Origin of the sequence: Rhodococcus sp. 05-2254-5 (assembly GCF_002258575.1) — a bacterium.
In the GTDB taxonomy this organism is placed as follows: domain Bacteria; phylum Actinomycetota; class Actinomycetes; order Mycobacteriales; family Mycobacteriaceae; genus Rhodococcoides; species Rhodococcoides fascians.
In genome coordinates, this window is the sequence record NZ_NOZG01000028.1 from 45,539 (window position 1) to 62,331 (window position 16,793).

General features: G+C 64.8%; 15 protein-coding genes. 8 read left to right on the forward strand and 7 right to left on the reverse strand.

The genetic code is table 11. The annotated features are described in order from the left end of the window. Both CH278_RS18855 and CH278_RS18860 read right to left on the reverse strand, forming a co-directional pair. On the reverse strand, window positions 1-258 hold the full coding sequence (locus CH278_RS18855; protein WP_094622603.1) for a hypothetical protein: 258 nt from the start codon (window positions 256-258) through the stop codon (window positions 1-3). After that, window positions 255-1,646 (reverse strand): PspC domain-containing protein, encoded by a 1,392-nt coding sequence (locus CH278_RS18860; RefSeq protein ID WP_094622642.1) that lies wholly within the window; start codon window positions 1,644-1,646, stop codon window positions 255-257. Before CH278_RS18860 ends, CH278_RS18855 begins: the two co-directional genes overlap by 4 nt. A gap of 277 nt (window positions 1,647-1,923) precedes the next feature. Between CH278_RS18860 and CH278_RS18865 the strand changes: the two genes are divergently transcribed. From CH278_RS18865 to CH278_RS18875, 3 genes are read left to right on the forward strand one after another with little or no spacing between them, the layout of a single operon-like run. Continuing rightward, window positions 1,924-3,171 carry a sensor histidine kinase gene (locus CH278_RS18865; protein WP_045842100.1) on the forward strand — a complete coding sequence of 416 codons (1,248 nt, stop codon included), beginning with the start codon at window positions 1,924-1,926 and terminating at the stop codon, window positions 3,169-3,171. Further along, window positions 3,168-3,815 carry a response regulator gene (locus CH278_RS18870; protein WP_032365604.1) on the forward strand — a complete coding sequence of 216 codons (648 nt, stop codon included), beginning with the start codon at window positions 3,168-3,170 and terminating at the stop codon, window positions 3,813-3,815. Before CH278_RS18865 ends, CH278_RS18870 begins: the two co-directional genes overlap by 4 nt. Before the next feature lie 53 nt (window positions 3,816-3,868). After that, window positions 3,869-4,876, forward strand: coding sequence for a MerR family transcriptional regulator (locus tag CH278_RS18875; protein WP_032374665.1), 1,008 nt, complete (start codon window positions 3,869-3,871; stop codon window positions 4,874-4,876). Between the two features lie 23 nt (window positions 4,877-4,899). On the opposite strand, the gene CH278_RS18880 is transcribed toward CH278_RS18875, so the two are convergent. After that, window positions 4,900-6,120 (reverse strand): serine/threonine-protein kinase, encoded by a 1,221-nt coding sequence (locus CH278_RS18880; RefSeq protein WP_174557273.1) that lies wholly within the window; start codon window positions 6,118-6,120, stop codon window positions 4,900-4,902. A gap of 205 nt (window positions 6,121-6,325) precedes the next feature. Between CH278_RS18880 and CH278_RS18890 the strand changes: the two genes are divergently transcribed. From CH278_RS18890 to CH278_RS18905, 4 genes are read left to right on the forward strand one after another with little or no spacing between them, the layout of a single operon-like run. Next, a complete protein-coding gene (locus tag CH278_RS18890; RefSeq protein ID WP_032400129.1) occupies window positions 6,326-7,189 on the forward strand; it encodes a hypothetical protein in 864 nt (287 codons plus the stop codon). Then, window positions 7,186-8,760: a DNA polymerase Y family protein gene (locus CH278_RS18895; protein ID WP_027496378.1), complete on the forward strand. Its 1,575-nt coding sequence runs from the start codon at window positions 7,186-7,188 to the stop codon at window positions 8,758-8,760. Before CH278_RS18890 ends, CH278_RS18895 begins: the two co-directional genes overlap by 4 nt. A 20-nt stretch (window positions 8,761-8,780) precedes the next feature. Beyond that, window positions 8,781-9,539 (forward strand): alpha/beta fold hydrolase, encoded by a 759-nt coding sequence (locus CH278_RS18900; protein ID WP_371833675.1) that lies wholly within the window; start codon window positions 8,781-8,783, stop codon window positions 9,537-9,539. Between the two features lie 9 nt (window positions 9,540-9,548). After that, a complete protein-coding gene (locus tag CH278_RS18905) occupies window positions 9,549-10,058 on the forward strand; it encodes a hypothetical protein (protein WP_032365598.1) in 510 nt (169 codons plus the stop codon). A 12-nt stretch (window positions 10,059-10,070) separates the two neighbouring features. On the opposite strand, the gene CH278_RS18910 is transcribed toward CH278_RS18905, so the two are convergent. Together CH278_RS18910 and CH278_RS18915 are read right to left on the reverse strand one after the other, a co-directional pair. Further along, window positions 10,071-10,670 carry a methyltransferase family protein gene (locus tag CH278_RS18910; protein WP_230591929.1) on the reverse strand — a complete coding sequence of 200 codons (600 nt, stop codon included), beginning with the start codon at window positions 10,668-10,670 and terminating at the stop codon, window positions 10,071-10,073. Between the two features lie 120 nt (window positions 10,671-10,790). Next, on the reverse strand, window positions 10,791-11,750 hold the full coding sequence (locus tag CH278_RS18915) for an ArsR/SmtB family transcription factor (RefSeq protein WP_032365676.1): 960 nt from the start codon (window positions 11,748-11,750) through the stop codon (window positions 10,791-10,793). A 55-nt stretch (window positions 11,751-11,805) separates the two neighbouring features. Between CH278_RS18915 and CH278_RS18920 the strand changes: the two genes are divergently transcribed. Beyond that, entirely contained in the window at window positions 11,806-12,570 is a 765-nt protein-coding gene (locus CH278_RS18920) for a class I SAM-dependent methyltransferase (RefSeq protein ID WP_094622604.1), read from the forward strand. A gap of 8 nt (window positions 12,571-12,578) precedes the next feature. On the opposite strand, the gene CH278_RS18925 is transcribed toward CH278_RS18920, so the two are convergent. Continuing rightward, a complete protein-coding gene (locus tag CH278_RS18925; protein ID WP_094622605.1) occupies window positions 12,579-14,579 on the reverse strand; it encodes an SDR family oxidoreductase in 2,001 nt (666 codons plus the stop codon). A gap of 34 nt (window positions 14,580-14,613) precedes the next feature. After that, window positions 14,614-16,743, reverse strand: coding sequence for an MMPL family transporter (locus CH278_RS18930; RefSeq protein ID WP_032387027.1), 2,130 nt, complete (start codon window positions 16,741-16,743; stop codon window positions 14,614-14,616). Between the last annotated feature and the right edge of the window lie 50 nt (window positions 16,744-16,793).

Here is a 16,793-nt window from a genome sequence, read left to right on the forward strand (position 1 = left end):
TCAGTGCTTTCTGCTGGGACCCAGCAGTAAGGCCGCACCCACCACGACCGCAGCGATGACGAACACCCAGCGGAACTGAACCTCGGCCAGGGCGGTGACGGCGTCCTGGCCGATCAGCGCGGCGATCGCCACGATCAGCGCGGCGAGTCCGGCGAGGAACAACGGAGCCGACGGGCCCTGCCTGCTCGAACTCTGTGCCGCGGTGTCCGAAGAACTGTCGCCGTGGAAGTATTCGGTGTGAATCCCGTTGTCGCTCATTGCTGCACCACTTTCAGTTCTCCGAATGTCGCATCGCCCTCGATCGTCAAGACCGGCGCGTCGGGTCGTGCGTCCTTTCCGGCGCGGACGCCGGGATCACCGCACTCGGCCGAACCGAATTCGGCGTTGCATTTCGTCTCGATGCTCATCGTGCTCGGTACGGTCACCACGGCACTGCCGAACGTCACATCGATCGCCACAGTCTTGTTCTCGGTGAGCGTCAGGCCGGTGAGGTCGAGGTCCAGTTCACCGAAGCCGACGTCGTAGGCGGGGGCAAGTGCGGCGGCGGTGGTCGGGGCAGCCCGTTGCGCGCCCGACACACTGTCGTCCAGATTCACCGGCCCGACCACCGATGCGAGGACGACGAACCCGGCCAGCGGCGCGCCGACGACCAACAGGCCGTAGCCCTTTCGGAGAAATGCACCCAGGATCAGACCCACTGCGATGATCGACAACGCGACGGCACCGACGCGGCCCGGAGTGATCCAGTCGGAACCTGTCAGAGCTCCGAGTCCGGTGGTGACGGCAGCGCCGAGCAATGCTAGGCCGAGAAAGCTTGCCGTCCAACGCGATCGACGCTTACGTTCGATCGGTGCCGGTGGGAAGGTGCCGGCCGGTTCAGGGAGGTCCCACGCAAACGGTGCCACTCCCAATGGGTCCCACGACGGAGGTGTCACGGCCTGGGGTGTGGTCGGAACGGCAGTGGCAGAAGTACTTTCGGCACGTGTGCTCTTGGTGAGGTCGACGGTCGGTGCAGTACCGGATTCCGATACCGGCTGTGTTGTCTGCGGTGTCGGCTCGTAGCTCTTGGGCAGCGTCGTGTACGGGGTGTACTGCTCGTACTGGAACTGCGGCGGCCGGTATTGCGCGGCGGACCACTGCTCCGCGGAGGTGGTGGACGAGCCGAAGGGCATCGGTGCGTACTGCTGCCGGGTGAATTCCGCTGTTCGCAGGTACGGCGGCGGCTCGGGGCAGCGCTGGTGAAGCAACCACAGTCCGCCGAGCATCGCCGCGAGAGAGATCACGCCGGATCCGCCGAGTCCCACACCGGCCGGACCGAGTGTCGACAGTGCGATCACCAACGCGACCGCCACGACGACGGTCTTGGTCGTCGAATCGGAGCTGTGCCCGCGGCCCACCATGGATTCGACCCCCGAGGCGGAGTCGCCGGCGCGGCTGAGGACCAGCCACGCCGCCAGGTACAGCACGATTCCGGTGCCGCCGAAGAGGGTGGACACGACGAATGCGACCCGGATCAGTACGGGGTCGACGTCGTATCGGTAGCCGATACCGGCTGCTACACCCGCCACGTGTCCGCGTTGCGGCAAGCGGTGCGGACGGGTGCGCCACATCTGCTGTAGCTGATCCGAGACGGTCACGTTGTTCATGATGACCATCGTGTCGGCTCCAACCTCGGAGCACATCAGGGATTCCCCTGATCTCGTACCCCGGACTTGCACCCGGGTCTGTTGCAGGCCGAAAGATCAGGGCGAACCCTGATGCGGTACCGCCCTCGGCCGTGCCAGGATCGTGGGCGTGCACCCTGTCGACAATCCAGCCGTTGACGCCGCCGTCGGCGCGTCCGCCGCGCCAGGTGCTGCGCCGTCGACCCGTCCGCTCCCGCCGCACCCTGTCGTTGCGTCGGGTTCGGCTTCTCGTGCAGCGTTGGAACGGTCGGCCCCCGCACCGTATCGGCGCCGCGGCGGCGGTCGTATCGTCGGCGGCGTCGCGGGCGGACTCGCCGATCATCTGGGTGTCGACGTGTTCAAGATCCGGGTGGCGTTCGCGTTGCTCGCGGCGTCAGCCGGTGCAGGGATCGTTGCGTACGGCCTGATTTGGATGTTCACCCCGGTCGGTGACGACACGGCACGCCCGAGCGCTACCGAGCGGCAACGAGCATTGGGACTGGCCGCCATCGGCCTCGGACTCGCCGTCGGGCTGGCCTGGTTGCTCAGTGGTACTGCGGCATCGGTTGTCGTGCCGGTCGTCGTGGTCGTCGTCGGTGCTGCCCTGGTGTGGCGAGAATTCGATGCCGAGGGGCCGCGGACGGCGCTGGGGCTGCCCAAGCAACCGACCGTGCTCAGCTGGGCTCGTGTCGTCGGCGGCGCGACGTTGATCGTCCTGGGCCTGGCCGTGGTGGTGTTGGCCCGCGTCGATCTCGCGTCGCTTCGGTCGTCCCTGTTGGCGGTGGTGGTCACCCTCGTCGGAGTCGGTCTGTTGACGGTGCCGATCTGGTTGCGGACCTGGCGTGCGCTCGGGGCCGAGCGATCGGCGCGTATCCGAAACGACGAGCGTGAAGAGATTGCGTCGCATCTGCACGATTCGGTGCTGCAGACGCTGGCGCTCATTCAGAAGCAGGCGGATCGGCCGCAGGAGGTCATGCGGCTGGCGCGTGGGCAGGAGCGAGAACTGCGCAAGTGGTTGTTCGACGGCGGCGACACAGACAATTCGAGCTTGGCCGATGCGCTCAAGACCATCTCCGGCGAGGTCGAGGATCAACACGGCGTGACGGTCCGTCCCATCACGGTCGGGGACGTGCATCTGTTGCCGGACGACGTCGAATCGGGGCTGTCGCGCGAGAGCTTCACCGCGCTGCTGGGGGCCACTCGTGAAGCTCTGGTCAACGCGGCCAAGCATTCCGGTGAGACCAACATCGATCTGTTCGCCGAAACCGAACCCGAGCAGGTCAGTGTGTTCGTCCGCGACCGCGGTACGGGTTTCGACGAGTCTGCGGTGCCCGAGGACCGACAGGGACTGGCCAAGTCCATCCGTGGACGAATCGAACGCCGCGGCGGTTCCGTACAGGTGCGGTCCACAGTCGGTAAGGGAACCGAAGTACGAATCTTCATGCCACGCAACGGCGGGGCAGTGACCACCGAATCCGAATCCAACCATCAGGAGCAGCCGACGTGACCGACCCTTTCCGCGTTTTTCTGGTCGACGACCACGCGGTGTTTCGCTCGGGAGTACGCGCCGAACTGGGCCGTGAGGTGGACATCGACGTCGTCGGGGAAGCAGGCGGAGTCGCCGAGGCGGTGTCGGGGATCGATTCCACCAAGCCCGACGTGGTGCTGCTGGACGTGCACATGCCCGACGGTGGTGGCGTGGCCGTGCTCAACCGAATCGCCGAGGGCCCGGTGTGCTTGGCGCTCAGCGTGTCCGACGCAGCGGAGGACGTCATCGCCGTCATCCGGGCCGGCGCGAGGGGGTATGTCACCAAGACCATCTCCGGCTCGGAACTGGCCGATTCCGTCCGACGCGTAGCCGGGGGAGACGCGGTGTTCAGCCCGCGTCTTGCCGGCTTCGTCCTCGACTCGTTCACCGGCCGCAGCGCAGCGCCCGAGCCGCCGTTGGATCCGGAATTGGATTCGTTGACGCCCCGTGAACTCGAAGTGCTGAGGTTGCTGGCGCGCGGCTACACGTATCGGGAGATCGCCGAGGATCTGTTCATCTCGGTCAAAACCGTCGAAACGCACGCGTCCAATGTTCTTCGGAAGACCCAGCAATCGAACAGGAATGCACTGACGCGGTGGGCGCACAAGCGTCGAATCGATTAGGCCGTCTGCGTTGGGCTTGACCTTCGACCGACGGGAAGCTTCAGGATTTCGGCATGACTGATTCGGACGAAGAATTCCTGACCATCGGTGTGTTCGCGCGCGAGAGCGGGCTGACCCCCAGCGCGCTGCGGTTCTACGACGATTGCGGCTTGCTGGCCCCGGCGTCCATCGATGCACAATCGGGTTATCGCTACTACACCCGCGCACAATCGCAGCGGGCGAACATCATTCGCCAGCTGCGCGAGATCGGGCTGCCACTCGACAAGGTTGCCGCTGCCCTCGACGGCGATGGAACTGCCGCCATCGAAATCGTGGATCGACACGTCGAAGCTCTGGCTGCACAGGCGCGGGCGGCAGCCGAGGCAGCAGTGTCGATTCGCCGACTGTTCGACCAGAAAGACTGCACGGCAACGGTATCAGCCGAGGATTTGGCCTCGGCGATGGCGCAGGTCTCGTCGGCGGCCGGGACGAGCGAAGAATTTCCGGTACTGCAGGGCGTACTGATCGAGGTGGACGGAAGCAGTGTCACCCTCACCGCGACGGATCGGTATCGATTGTCCACGCGCAGTCTCGTCGCGCAGTGCTCGCCCGGATTACCGTGGTCGCGAATCGTAGCCGTCGGATCTCTCGAGGCCGTCCCCGCGTCGGGCACCCTCGTGCTGACGCGAACCGAGGAGTCGATGGTGATCGACTCCGACGGTTCTCGGGTGCCGGTGAACACGGTCGACGGTGAATTCCCCGACTGGCGCACGATGATGGACGGTCTGGCTCCGACCGTGACGAGGGTTGTGCTGCAACGAGATTTCGTTCCCGTCGACGGCAGTACCCTGCGTATCGAGGCCGGGCCCGACGGTTTCTCGGTCGATGGTGTTCCGGTTCCTGCACGGGTGACCGGTTCACAGAGCGTTGTGTTCTTCGATGCGGCCGTTCTGCAGGCCGCCGTTGCATCGGCCGTCGGACCGGATCTGATGCTCGATATCGCTGCACCGGATCAACCGATGCTGGTGCGTTCCGCGGTCGACGGCGCTCTGACGACGTTGGTGATGCCGGTTCTCGGCTGAACGGACGGAGTGTGCGGGAGTTGTTACAGCAACAGGACGACGGCCAGGATCAGAAGAATCACGACCACGACGAGTCCGCCGAGGACGGCCGTTGCCGGGATGGACGTCCGGTCGCCGATGACGTCCTCGATGCGCATGAGTGCGTCCTGGACCGGGTTCTTTCTCTTCTTCGGCAGGTCGAACGGCGGCGGTGAGTACGAGGAGGGAGTCGGATCCGTTCGGCTTTCTCCCGGTTGCACGGCGGGCAGACCGGCGATGGTGCGTCCGAATTCTCGGGACGGTCGACGAGATTCCGAGACGGGAGTCGACCGTCTCGCCCAGGCGGGGACGACGCCGTCCGCTGAGGTCAGAGGTACTCCGCGCAACTGAGAGATAGTGCCGCGCTTGCTTATTGCGGCAAGAATGATCTCGTCACGGGCCTGCGCCATGGTGGGGCGTCGAGCTGGATCGGGCTCGAGCATGTGCAGTAGTGGGCCGGTGAGGTCTCCGCTGCGAGTGGGAGAGATGATCTGCCCCTTGGCAACTCGGTGCAGGAGCGCAATCGAATCGTGATCGATGCCGAAGGGCGGCGCACCTTCCATTGCGGTGTACAACGTGGCACCGAGGGAGAACACATCGCTGGCCGCAGTGGGGTCCTGGCCGCGGGCGACCTCGGGGGCGAAGTATGCGGGGGTGCCGGTGATGACGCTGTCGTCGGCTTCCTCCACGTCACCCTTGGCTCGAGAGATGCCGAAATCGCTGATCTTGACGATGCCCAGATCCTTGCCGCGGTCGGCGATCAGAATGTTGCCCGGCTTGATGTCGCGATGCACGATTCCGGCGTCGTGTGCTTCGGTCAGGGCGTCGGCGATCTGCGCACCGATCTGAGCGACTTCGAACGGTGGTAGTGAGTCGGTGACGCCGAGCGCCTGCGCGAGGCTGCGTGAGGACAGGTATTCCATGATCAACCACGGCTCGCCGTCGACGAGAGCGACGTCGTGCATCGCGATGGCGTGTGGGCTCGACAGGCGGGCCGCGATCCGTCCTTCGCGCATGGCCCGGTTGCGCACGTCCACTGCCTGTTCCGGGGTCAATCGGGTGGTGGAGGTGACCTGTTTGACGGCCACCTGCCGGTGCAGAAGGGTGTCGGTGGCGAGCCAGACCGCGCCCATGCCGCCACCGCCGAGCTTGCCGGCGAGACGGTATCTGCCGGCGAGGAGGTAGTCGGGCCCGACTCCCCGTCGAACACGCTGCTGATCGGTCACGTCCACAGGTTAGTGGACGATGCCGCGGTGTGCCCGCAGCAGCGGTACTACCGCCTCTACCAGGGGCTACGGCATCGCCTTGACGAGTTGCCGTCCGAACGGCTTTACTGGGTGCAGATCGAAATTGTGTTCGAATACGTCACTTCCCGCGTCCGTCGAACACCGGTGTTTCGGCTCGATTTTTCATGCAGTGAAGGGGAGTGACATGTCTGTTTCCGAGGCTGCAGCACAGGCTTCCGTACCGCCGGATGCGCTCGACGGGTTGTCGCTTCCCGAGCGGGTGGCGCTGCTACGCAGTCGGATGGCTGCCGTACCGTCTCGCGGTGAAACGGCCTCGGTGCGCATCGAGAGTTCTGCTTCCGTTCGTCCCCGCCCTACCGACCCCGATTCCGACCCCGATTCCGACGTCGTCAACGGCTCGGAGCAGGTGTCGATACCGACCCGTAGGCGGCCTGTTCTTCCGGTGCCGTCGGCGCTGATGGAGGTTCTTCCGCACGGTGGTCTGGTGCGCGGAACGGTGGCCTCGGTGTCCGGTGCCGGTTCGTTGTTGATCGGGTTGGTGGCCGCGGTGACCGGTGCCGGTGGCCATGTCGCCGTCATAGGTCAGCCCCGCTTCGGGCTGCTGGCTGCGGTGGAGATGGGCGCGCAACTGAGCAAGTTGGCTCTGATTCCCGATCCCGGCCCCGACCCGGTGGAAGTGGCGGCGATCCTGCTCGACGGCGTCGATCTCGTCGTCCTCGGTCTCGGCGGCCTGTCGGTACCACCGACTCGGGCCAGGGCAGTAGTGGCGCGCGCCCGCAGCAAAGGGTCGACGTTGGTGGTGACCGACGGGCACTGGGACGGAGCCGAGCTACGACTCGACGCGTCGGTGCACGGTTACGACGGCCTCGGCACAGGCCGTGAGCTGGGGCGTGGCCGGCTGCGTGGGGTTCGATTGTCGGTGTGCGCGCGGGGCAAAGCGATGCGTCCTCGTACGGTTCGATTCGACTTGCGTGCGGAGAACGGCCGCATCGAATGGCATGCCGAACAGCAGGAGTCGAATCCGTTGTCGATCGCGGTCTCGACATGAGTACCGGCCAGTCCAACCGTGTTCTGGCGCTGTGGTGTCCCGACTGGCCTGCCGTCGCCGCAGCAGCTCAGGCCGATCTACCGGCGACGCACCCGGTGGTCGTCACGTCTGCCAACCGGGTCGTCGCCTGCTCGGCCACTGCACGGGCGTCGGGCATCAAGCGCGGCCTACGTCGCCGGGAGGCGCAGGCGCGGTGCCCCGACGTGCATGTGGCCGTTGCCGATACCGATCGTGATGCACGCCTGTTCGAGCCCGTGGTCTCGGCTGTCGCGGCCATCGCCCCCGGCGTCGAAGTGCTGCGGCCGGGCCTGTTGGTTCTTGCAGCGCGTGGTGTCGGACGGTACTTCGGTACCGAGCATCGCGCCGCGGAGCGGTTGATCGACGAAGCGTCGGCTGCAGGTGTCGAATGTCAGATCGGGATTGCCGACGAGTTGTCCACCGCAGTCGTCGCCGCGCGGTACGCACAGGTGGTGCCGCGCGGTGGTGGTGCCGGGTTTCTTTCGCCGTTACCGATCGCCGAACTCTCGGCGGAGCCCAGTATGGCCGCGGCCGATCGTGGTGAACTGGTGGATCTGTTGCACCGCTTGGGTTTACGCAGAATCGGGGACTTCGCTGCCCTGTCTCCGTCGGATGTGGCATCGCGATTCGGTACCGATGCCGTGCTGGCGCATCGCAGTGCCCGCGGTGAGCCCGAAAGGCCGCCGTCTGCCCGTGCTCTGCCTCCCGACCTGGATGTGGAGTATCTGTGCGATCCGCCGATCGATCGGGTGGATGCAGCCGCGTTCGCCGGGCGCGCATTGGCCGAGCAGCTGCACACCAAGCTCGCCGCGGCTGCTGTTGCGTGCACTCGGTTGCTGGTGCACGCCAGTACCGGCAACGGTGAGAATCTGTCGCGAATCTGGCGGTGCGCCGAGCCGTTGACGCCGGAGGGCACGGCCGATCGCGTGCGGTGGCAACTCGACGGCTGGATCACCGGACGCAGCGAGAACAAGCCGACGTCGGCGATCACCGTCCTGCGCCTCGAGCCGATCGAAGTGGTGGCAGCGGGGGAGTTGCAGCTGGGTTTGTGGGGCAGTGTCGGTGACGAGGACGACAGGGCGCGTCGGGCGTTGGTACGCGTTCAGGGTCTGCTCGGCGGCGAATCGGTGCTCGGGGGTGTTCTCAGCGGTGGACGCGGGCCGGCCGAGCGGATCACGTTGCGTCCACTGGGGGACGAGCTGGTGCCGCTGTCCGATCCATCGGCCCCGTGGCCTGGCCGACTACCCGAGCCGGCACCGGCGGCGGTGATCGAGACACGCCCGGCAGTGACGCTGATGAATCGGGCGGGTTCGGGAATCGGCGTCACCGACCGCGGTGTGTTCGATGCGCCACCCAAGAGATTGCGGTGGGGAACCAAGGAATGGGAGTTGACGGGCCTGGCCGGGCCGTGGCCCGTCGACGAACGGTGGTGGGACAGCGGGCAAGGATCGACGGGGCCGACGGCGCGGGCACAGGTGGTGCTCGACGACGAGAGGGCGTTGCTGCTGGTGTTCGACGACGGTCTGTGGCGGGTGGAAGGAATCTACGAGTAGGAACCGCTACCGTCGGGGAAATGCAGATGATGTCCGAGACGGTCGACCTCGATGGCGTCGACATCGCGTATCGCTCGTTCGTGCCGCAGGAACACACGAGTGCGGCACCGGTGATGCTGGTGCACGGCATGGGCGGAGACAGCGGAACCTGGGATCGCTTCGCTCGGGCTCTGACCGCGCACGGTCGCCGGGTGATCACCGTCGACCTCCGAGGGCACGGCAAGAGTGCCCACACGCCCACGTACGAGTTCGACATGTTCGGCGGTGATCTCCTCGCCCTGATCGATCACCTCGGGCTCACCGAAGTCGATCTCGTCGGACATTCACTCGGTGGATACGCGGTCTCGCTCGTGGCGCAGCGTCGCCCGTCTCTCGTCCGACGCCTGGTTCTCGAAGAACTTCCGATACCGATCAGGCCGGGGGACGCCCCGCCGACCCTGACCGGCCGGATGCCGTCGGTCACCGAACTCTGGCATGCGGCGACCAGCGTTGTTCTGCATCCCCGTGCGGTACTCGCGTTCGATCGATCGATGACCGCCACTGCTCTCGAGCAGTTCCGTCGGCCGAACCCGCGGTGGTGGGAGTCGTTGGCCGACATCACTGCTCCGACGTTGGTACTTCGCGGAGGTCCGGGCGGCATGGTCGATCCGGTTCGGCTCGACGCGATGGTGGCGAGCATTCCGAACTGTCGAGTGGAGGCATTCAGGACCGGACACAGCATCCACCGCGATGGCTACTCAGCCTTCGAAGCGGTAGTTCGTCCATTTCTGACGCAGTAATCTGCTCTCATGTCGCTGACTGTGCTGGATCGGAAGCTGCTGGGATGGTCGGCGTTGTTCGTCGTCTCCCAGGCCAATATCGCCCGGTTGCTCGGGCCCGCGGCACCGAAAGTGCTTGCCGTGCAGACGGCCTGGTCCGAACAGCGGTACCGGCAGATTCTGGCGAGCATGGACGAGACGGAGATCGCCCGCTTCCGCAGTCATTATCTGCCCGACTTCGTCCACCCTGCCATCTATGCCATCGCACTGCGTGCGGGTGCGAGGAGCTTGGCTGCGAAGACTCCGCTGAGCCCTGCAGTAACGACGGCATTGGCCGTCGCTCCCGTGGCCTCCGCTGCCGGTGACTACATCGAAAACATCGTCGGGCTGATACTGGTGGACAACCGAGAACAGATCTCCGACACCGTCGTACGGGCCACCACCGTGGTCAGCACCGTCAAATGGATACTGGCCATCGGCTCATTGACATACCTGAGTCAGGGATTTCTGCGAGTGTGGGCAAGAGCTCTGTTGCGCTGAGGAAAAACCAGGCTAGAAAACGAAGGGCACCAATCGTTTCGAGCGTGCCATGTAGTCGGCGTACGCGTCTCCCAATCCCTCGAGCATGGCCTTCTCCTCCGATGGGATTCTGCGTACGTATCCTCCGGCCAGAAATGCCACCATGGCGGGAGAAAGCCAGTTCCCGTACGCAATACAGAAACCGAGCGCACAGATCAGTGCGCCGGTATACGACGGGTGGCGAATGAACCGATACGGGCCCGTCCGAACCACGAGTTGCTCAGGGTGTGTGTGGACCACGAAGGTGAAGGACTCTCCGAGTGTGCGAGCTGCCGAGACCCGAAGTGTCTGCCCGAGGGTTGCGGTGGCCAACCCTGTCAGGAACACCGCCCGTCGGTGGCGGGTGCATACAGTGGCAGGCGAGATCACGCTCAGGAGAAGGCCTCCGCCATACGAGAGCACCAGGCCGCGGCCGACGGCGCGACCGGAACCATTGTCTCGATTCGAAGAGCCGGCACGCGGCTTCCGCATTCCCATCTTGTATTCCGACCACACGAAACCGGTGAATGCTGCCGCCAGAACAGCAGCGGCCGCACGATCGGTCACGAACAACGGCAGCTTCTCGGCGATCACGCGTGACAGCTTCGCAGACGTGGACCCGTAACGGAACATCACCCGGACCGCCCACTCCATGATCGAGTGATGCGATGTCAGCGCGGTGAATCACCGACTGACAGCGTGACGGTGGGCGGTCTATCGACTCCGCCCGAGCAGCTCGTCCCCCAGCGAAGTGCGTACGTACAACACCGATCGTCCCTGTCTGACGCGTCGCACCACCGCTGCTTCGCGCAGAACGCGAAGATGCTGGCTCGCTGCGCTGGGTGAGACGGCCAGTGCCGCAGCGAGTTCCCCGGTGGTGGTGGGCGCATCGAGCAGCGTGAGAATCGTTGCACGTTGGGTGCCGAGAAGATTGGTCAGCGCCCGGTTCGGAGCTGTCCGCCCCATGTCCCACACTGCGCCTCGCCCGCGGGCCGGATACACCAGGGAGGGAGCTCGCGTCGGGCTCGTCTGCGTGATCGCGCCGTGCACGAACACCGACGGAATGAGAGGAAGTCCACGTCCGTCGACGTCGACCCACACCTGGTCCTCTAGCCTGTCGACCCACAGCACGCCATCGTCCCATCGGACACGAGAATCGAGATGCTCGAACATCTTTCGTGCCCCGAAGTGCGAAAGCTGTTGCGCGCGGTAGTCCAGATCGCCATCCAATACTGCTCGGATCCTGGACCAGTCGGGTTCGAGGCACGTTGCCCAGTAGTGCGAGAGCGCATGGACTGCACGGGTGCGCACCTCTCGGGCCGGACCGACGAGGACCGCAGGAATGTCAGCGGAGAAGGCGGCCGCGATATCGCGTCGCATCTCCGTTGCCGGTGTTGCCCCGACAACAGCGATCTCGTCGTCGAAAGCCGGCGACTGAGTGGGCGGTCGGGGTGCGAGGAAATCCGGGATTCTCCCATCGGGAGAGACCAGCGCCGTCAGCATCTCGGTGTCACACTGCTGCCATGCCGATCGGACGCGTCGTCGCCAGGGCTCGTGCAGCGGGTGCCGGTTCGGAGCGGTCCATGTGCGCAGGCTCAGGACCGTCTCGAACAGAGGCGAGACGGTCAGTGACGTGTCCGCCAAGTCGGCGGCCCGAAGATGCAGAGCCAACATGTAGCCCCACACTAAATGGTGGACGCCCTCGGTGTGGCTCGCTGTACTCGTTCACATGCCTATCGACTTTCGTGATCCGCGCAACAACAACACCTACTCGAACCGTGAGGCCGACTCATCCTGGAGCGACGCCGTCGTCCGTATCGTCGATCCGGTCGGATCGCACGTGGTCGATCTCGGGTGCGGCGGCGGAACCTATGCGCGGGCATGGCGTTCTATGGGGGCGAGTGTGACGGCGATCGATTCGAGTCCGCCGATCCTCGAATCGGCCCGACGCTCGTCGCCCGAAGATATCGAATTCGTCTGCGCTGGTGCCGAGCACACCGGCTTGCCCGACGGACAAGCCGACATCGTGTTCGCTCGCGCCCTCGTTCACCATCTGCCCGACGCCTACACAGTGGCGCTCGAGTCTGCTCGGCTTCTACGACCGGGTGGGACGGTGATCATCCAGGACCGCACGGCCGAGGACGCCGGGCTGTCCGGCTCCGCAACCAACCCGCGCGGCTATTTTTTCGACGCATTTCCACGGCTGATGGACATCGAACTTCGACGACGGCATGGCGTCGACGATGTCCGTGGCGCGTTGTCCCGAGCTGGATTCGTCGATGTCGCTACGCAGCAATTCTGGGAAACCCGTCGCCGCTACTCCGGCCTTGACGAATACCTCGACGAAATCGCGGGCAGAACAGGCCGCTCGATCCTGCACGAACTCTCCGACGTCGAACTTACGGAGTTGGTCGAGCATCTGAGGGCTCGCCTGGCCGAAGGTGAGTTGATCGAACGCGATCGCTGGACCCTGTGGACTGCCGTGGCCCCCTGACGTGCACGTCACCAACTGGTGCCGGGTACCAACCTGCCGATGCGGCGGACGACCTTGCCGATACGCGCGCTGGGGGTCGACGGGTCGTACGGCCGAACCCGATAGGGCACTTTCCCGTCTTCGACGGGTACCGGCGTTTCGCCCTTGGCGGCGGCCGACTCGGCAAATTTTCGGTAGTGCTGATGCATCGTGCGATCTTTGCCCTTGGGGCTGAAGATGGCCCCGAACTGTCCGAGTGTTCCCAGTGGGGTGTCGATTCGCTTCGGCTTGTCGCTCAACGCGCGGATGACGATCGCGGCTGCCTTCTCCGGTGAGAAGACAGTGCCGACGTTCTTGTCGCCCGTCGGGGTGATCATCGGGGTGTCCACCAGCGGCATGTGAATGGTCGTGTAGGTGATTCCGTCCGAGAGCGTCTCTGCTGCAGCAACATCGGTGAAACCGTCGAGTGCTGCCTTGCTCGCCACGTACGCCGAGAACCGAGGTGGGTGCCCCAGCACTGCAGCGCTGGAGATGTTGACCACATGCCCGAAGCTGCGTTCGCGCATGTGCGGCAGTAGCGCCAACACCACACGAATCGCGCCGAAGTAGTTGACGGCCATGGTGCGTTCGTAGTCGTGCAGTCGGTCGGTGGAACGGTAGAGCGCGCGGCGAATGGATCGGCCCGCGCTGTTGACGAGCATGTCCACATGCCCGTGGTCGTGCAGTATCGCTTTCACTGTTCGTTCGACAGACTCACTGTCGGTGACATCGCACGAATACCCATGAGCGACATGGCCGTCGGCGCGAATCTGCTGGACGACCTCGTCCAACTGATCTTGGCCGCGCGCGAGCACGATGACCACCGCTCCTTTTCGTGCAGCGGCCTCGGCGCTGGCCCTGCCGATACCGGAGGACCCGCCGGTGATGACGATGTGACGGCCGAACAGCGGACCGCGTGGATCGTCTCGGCGGTTGCGTTTGGGGTCGAGATTCTCCATCCAGTATTGCCACAGGCGGTCGGCGTACGTCCGCAGTGGCGGCGGTGCGATGGAGCTGCCCTGCAATGCTTTCTGTGTCGTTGCGGACTCGAAGACGGTCGGCAGAGTCAGATGATCGAGCATCACCGGCGGCACGCCCAGATCGCGAAGCGCAGCGTTGCGTTGTTTCCGAACCGCTGCGGATGTGGGTGACACCACGGGGGCAACCAGCTTCCCTGGGATGTCGACGATTCTGGCGCGGGATCCGGCAGCCGAAGAGAATGCGGAGTACACCTCGGCCATCGACTGAGGTTCCGGATTCACCAGGTGAAAAACGCTGCCGGACGGGGTGTCTCGGTGAACCAGTTCCACAATGGCGTCCGCGACGTAGTCGACCGGAACCAGGTTGGTGTGTCCGATCTTGGGTACCGTGATCGGCAGGACCGCCGGCAGTTTCGCCAGCTCGGCGAACAGTGGAAAGAAGTAGTACGGGCCATCGATCTTGTCTGTCGCGCCGGTCTCGGAGTGCCCGACCACGGCAGCAGGGCGGTACACCCGCCAGTCAGCGGAGCTGCCGCGAACCAGTTTCTCGGACTCGAACTTGGTGCGGTGATACGCCGTCGGAAAGTTCTGCCCCTTGTCGAAATCGTTCTCGGAGAACGTCCCTCGGTAGTCACCTGCCACTGCGATCGACGAGATGTGGTGCAGACGAGCGCCGGTCCTTTTCGCCAGTTCGATCACCGACGCCGTTCCGGCGACATTGGTCGGGGTTTGCTCGTCTCCCGCCGTGAGGTCGTAGACGGCACCGAGATGCAGAATGTGATCGACGTCGGCCGGAACGTCTTTCAGGCCGAGCCCGGGTTCGACGAGATCGCCGATCAGTGGGCGGATTCTGTCGCCGCCGTCCAGATCGTCGGCCAGCTTCTCGAGTCGAGCGACCGATTGCGGTCGAACGAGTACATGGACGAGGGCGTCCGCATCACGTCCGAGAAGTCGGGGCAGCACGTTCTTACCCAGAAACCCCGTACCGCCGGTCACGATGTAGCTCGCCATGCGAGGCGACCTTACTCCTCGGTAAGTTTGACGGCTAGTGCCCCATACCGGCCTTCTCGTGCACTTTCTTCATCCACGCCGGGGCCCACCAGTTGGCTTCGCCCATGAGCTTGACCAAGGAGGGCACCAGCAGCATGCGGATGATGGTGGCGTCGATGATCAGCGCCAGAATCACGCCGAAGCCGAGGAACTTCATGATCGACAGGCCCGAGATCGTGAATGCTCCGGTGACGACGATCAGGATCAGGGCCGCGGCAGTGACGATGCGTCCGGTGCGTTGGGCTCCGAAAATGACGGCCTCCTCGGTGGAAGCACCTGCCGAGCGCGCTTCGACCATCCGAGACATCAAGAACACTTCGTAGTCGGTCGACAGGCCGAAGATGACTGCGAGGATGAGTACGACGAAGGTCGACTCGAGCGGACCGGGCGTCACTCCCAGCAGGCTTGCACCGTGACCTTCCTGGAACACCCAGGTCAGTGCTCCGAAGGTCGCTGCCAGGCTCAGCCCGGCCATGAGAACTGCTTTGATCGGCAGCACTATCGAGCCGAAGGCCAGGAAGAGCAGGACCAACGTCGAGATCACCATGATCGCGATCATCACCGGCAGCCATTTCGCTATCGCGGCATTACCGTCGTCGACGTTCGCGCGTCCGCCGCCGACGAGGATTTCGGTTCCGTCCGGTGGAGTGATCGCGCGGAGGGCAGTCACCGCATTCGATTGGGACCGAGCCTCGGTCGTTCCGTCGCTGGGTTCGCTGTAGGACGCCTGGAATGCCACCAGATCGTCCTTGGATCCGAGGAATTCGGCTCGGGCAACGCCGGGGGTGGCGTTCATCGCTGCGGTCAGTTCCGCAACGGGCGGGCCCTGAGGCTTGACGCCGTCGAGACCCCGCAGCACCACGGTGGCACCGTCGCCGGTGGACTCGAAGTCGGTGGCGAGGGTTTCGAAGGCTGCCCGTGCCGGGTCGTTCTTCGGTAGTGCCGTGTAGTCGACCTCCCCCAGGGAGACCTTCAGAATCGGCGTGGCGACGATCAGCAGGCCCGCGACGATGACGGCGGCGACGATTCCTGGATTCTTCATCACTCGGGTGACGACACCACCCCAGAACTTGTGTGCGCGTGCGTCGCTGCGGTCCGAGGCGGTACGCGACCAGGTCCAGGAGTTGATGCGAGTGCCGAGAAGGGCGAGCAGGGCGGGCACCGCGGTCAGGGACAGCAGGGCGGCGCTGGCCACCGCGGCCATGGCACCGAAACCGAGGGATCGAATCACCGCCTGCGGGAAGACCAGCATGCCCGCGAACGCGCAGATCAGCAGCAGTCCGGAGAAGACGACGGTGCGGCCCGCAGTGGACACGGTACGTACGGTCGCCTCCATCGACGACGACCCGGTGCGGAGTTCCTCGCGGAATCGACTGACGATGAACAGTCCGTAATCAATGGCCAAGCCGAGGCCGAGCAACGACGCAACGTTGATCGAGAACGAGCTCACCTCGGTGAATTCGGTCAGCACCCGCAGGATTGCCAGCGAGCTGAGCACACTGAGAATTCCGACGAACACCGGTACCGCTGCGGCGATCACGCCACCGAAGATGAAGACGAGAAGCAGAAGTGTGATGGGGACGGCGATGATCTCCGAGCGCACGAGGTCTCGCTCGAGGGTTTGGCTGAGCGAGACTCCCACGACCGATGCGCCGGCGAATTGCGACTCGATGCCGGGGACGACGAGTTGTGGAGGTAGCTCACCGAACGTGTTGAACGTAACTCCCGATTTCGCACCCAGGGAGATGGTCACCAGCGCCTTGGTTCGGTCTTTCGAGACCAGGAATTCCTTGGTCACCGGGTCCGCGGTCCAGTAGGAGTTCACGTTTCCGAGGGTGTAGCGGCTGCGGAATTCGTCGAGTGTCGACTGCACCTGTGGTCCGATGTCGTCGATCGTGCGTCCGTCGGGTGCGGTGTAGATCGCGACGATGTCGGGGGTCGGTTGGCCGATGCCTTGGACCAGCCGCGCGACCTGTGACGATTCGCTGCCTGCGTCGGCGTATCCGCCCTCGCTCAGTTTCGAGAAGACGCCCAGTCCCAGCACGCCGCCGACGGCTACGACCGCGACGACGACGGCGAGCACCCATCGCTTGTGCGATACGACGAACGATGCCCAACGCGTCACAACTGTGCTCCGGCTCTGTGGAAGGGGTGAGTAGCGATTCGACTGTAGTT

Coding starts and splice junctions, on each gene's coding strand:
- CH278_RS18855 (WP_094622603.1), bottom strand. CDS start 258: ATGAGCGACAACGGGATTCACACCGAATACTTCCACGGCGACAGTTCT.
- CH278_RS18860 (WP_094622642.1), bottom strand. CDS start 1,646: ATGAACAACGTGACCGTCTCGGATCAGCTACAGCAGATGTGGCGCACC.
- CH278_RS18875 (WP_032374665.1), top strand. CDS start 3,869: ATGACTGATTCGGACGAAGAATTCCTGACCATCGGTGTGTTCGCGCGC.
- CH278_RS18890 (WP_032400129.1), top strand. CDS start 6,326: ATGTCTGTTTCCGAGGCTGCAGCACAGGCTTCCGTACCGCCGGATGCG.
- CH278_RS18895 (WP_027496378.1), top strand. CDS start 7,186: ATGAGTACCGGCCAGTCCAACCGTGTTCTGGCGCTGTGGTGTCCCGAC.
- CH278_RS18900 (WP_371833675.1), top strand. CDS start 8,781: ATGCAGATGATGTCCGAGACGGTCGACCTCGATGGCGTCGACATCGCG.
- CH278_RS18905 (WP_032365598.1), top strand. CDS start 9,549: ATGTCGCTGACTGTGCTGGATCGGAAGCTGCTGGGATGGTCGGCGTTG.
- CH278_RS18915 (WP_032365676.1), bottom strand. CDS start 11,750: ATGTTGGCTCTGCATCTTCGGGCCGCCGACTTGGCGGACACGTCACTG.
- CH278_RS18920 (WP_094622604.1), top strand. CDS start 11,806: ATGCCTATCGACTTTCGTGATCCGCGCAACAACAACACCTACTCGAAC.
- CH278_RS18925 (WP_094622605.1), bottom strand. CDS start 14,579: ATGGCGAGCTACATCGTGACCGGCGGTACGGGGTTTCTGGGTAAGAAC.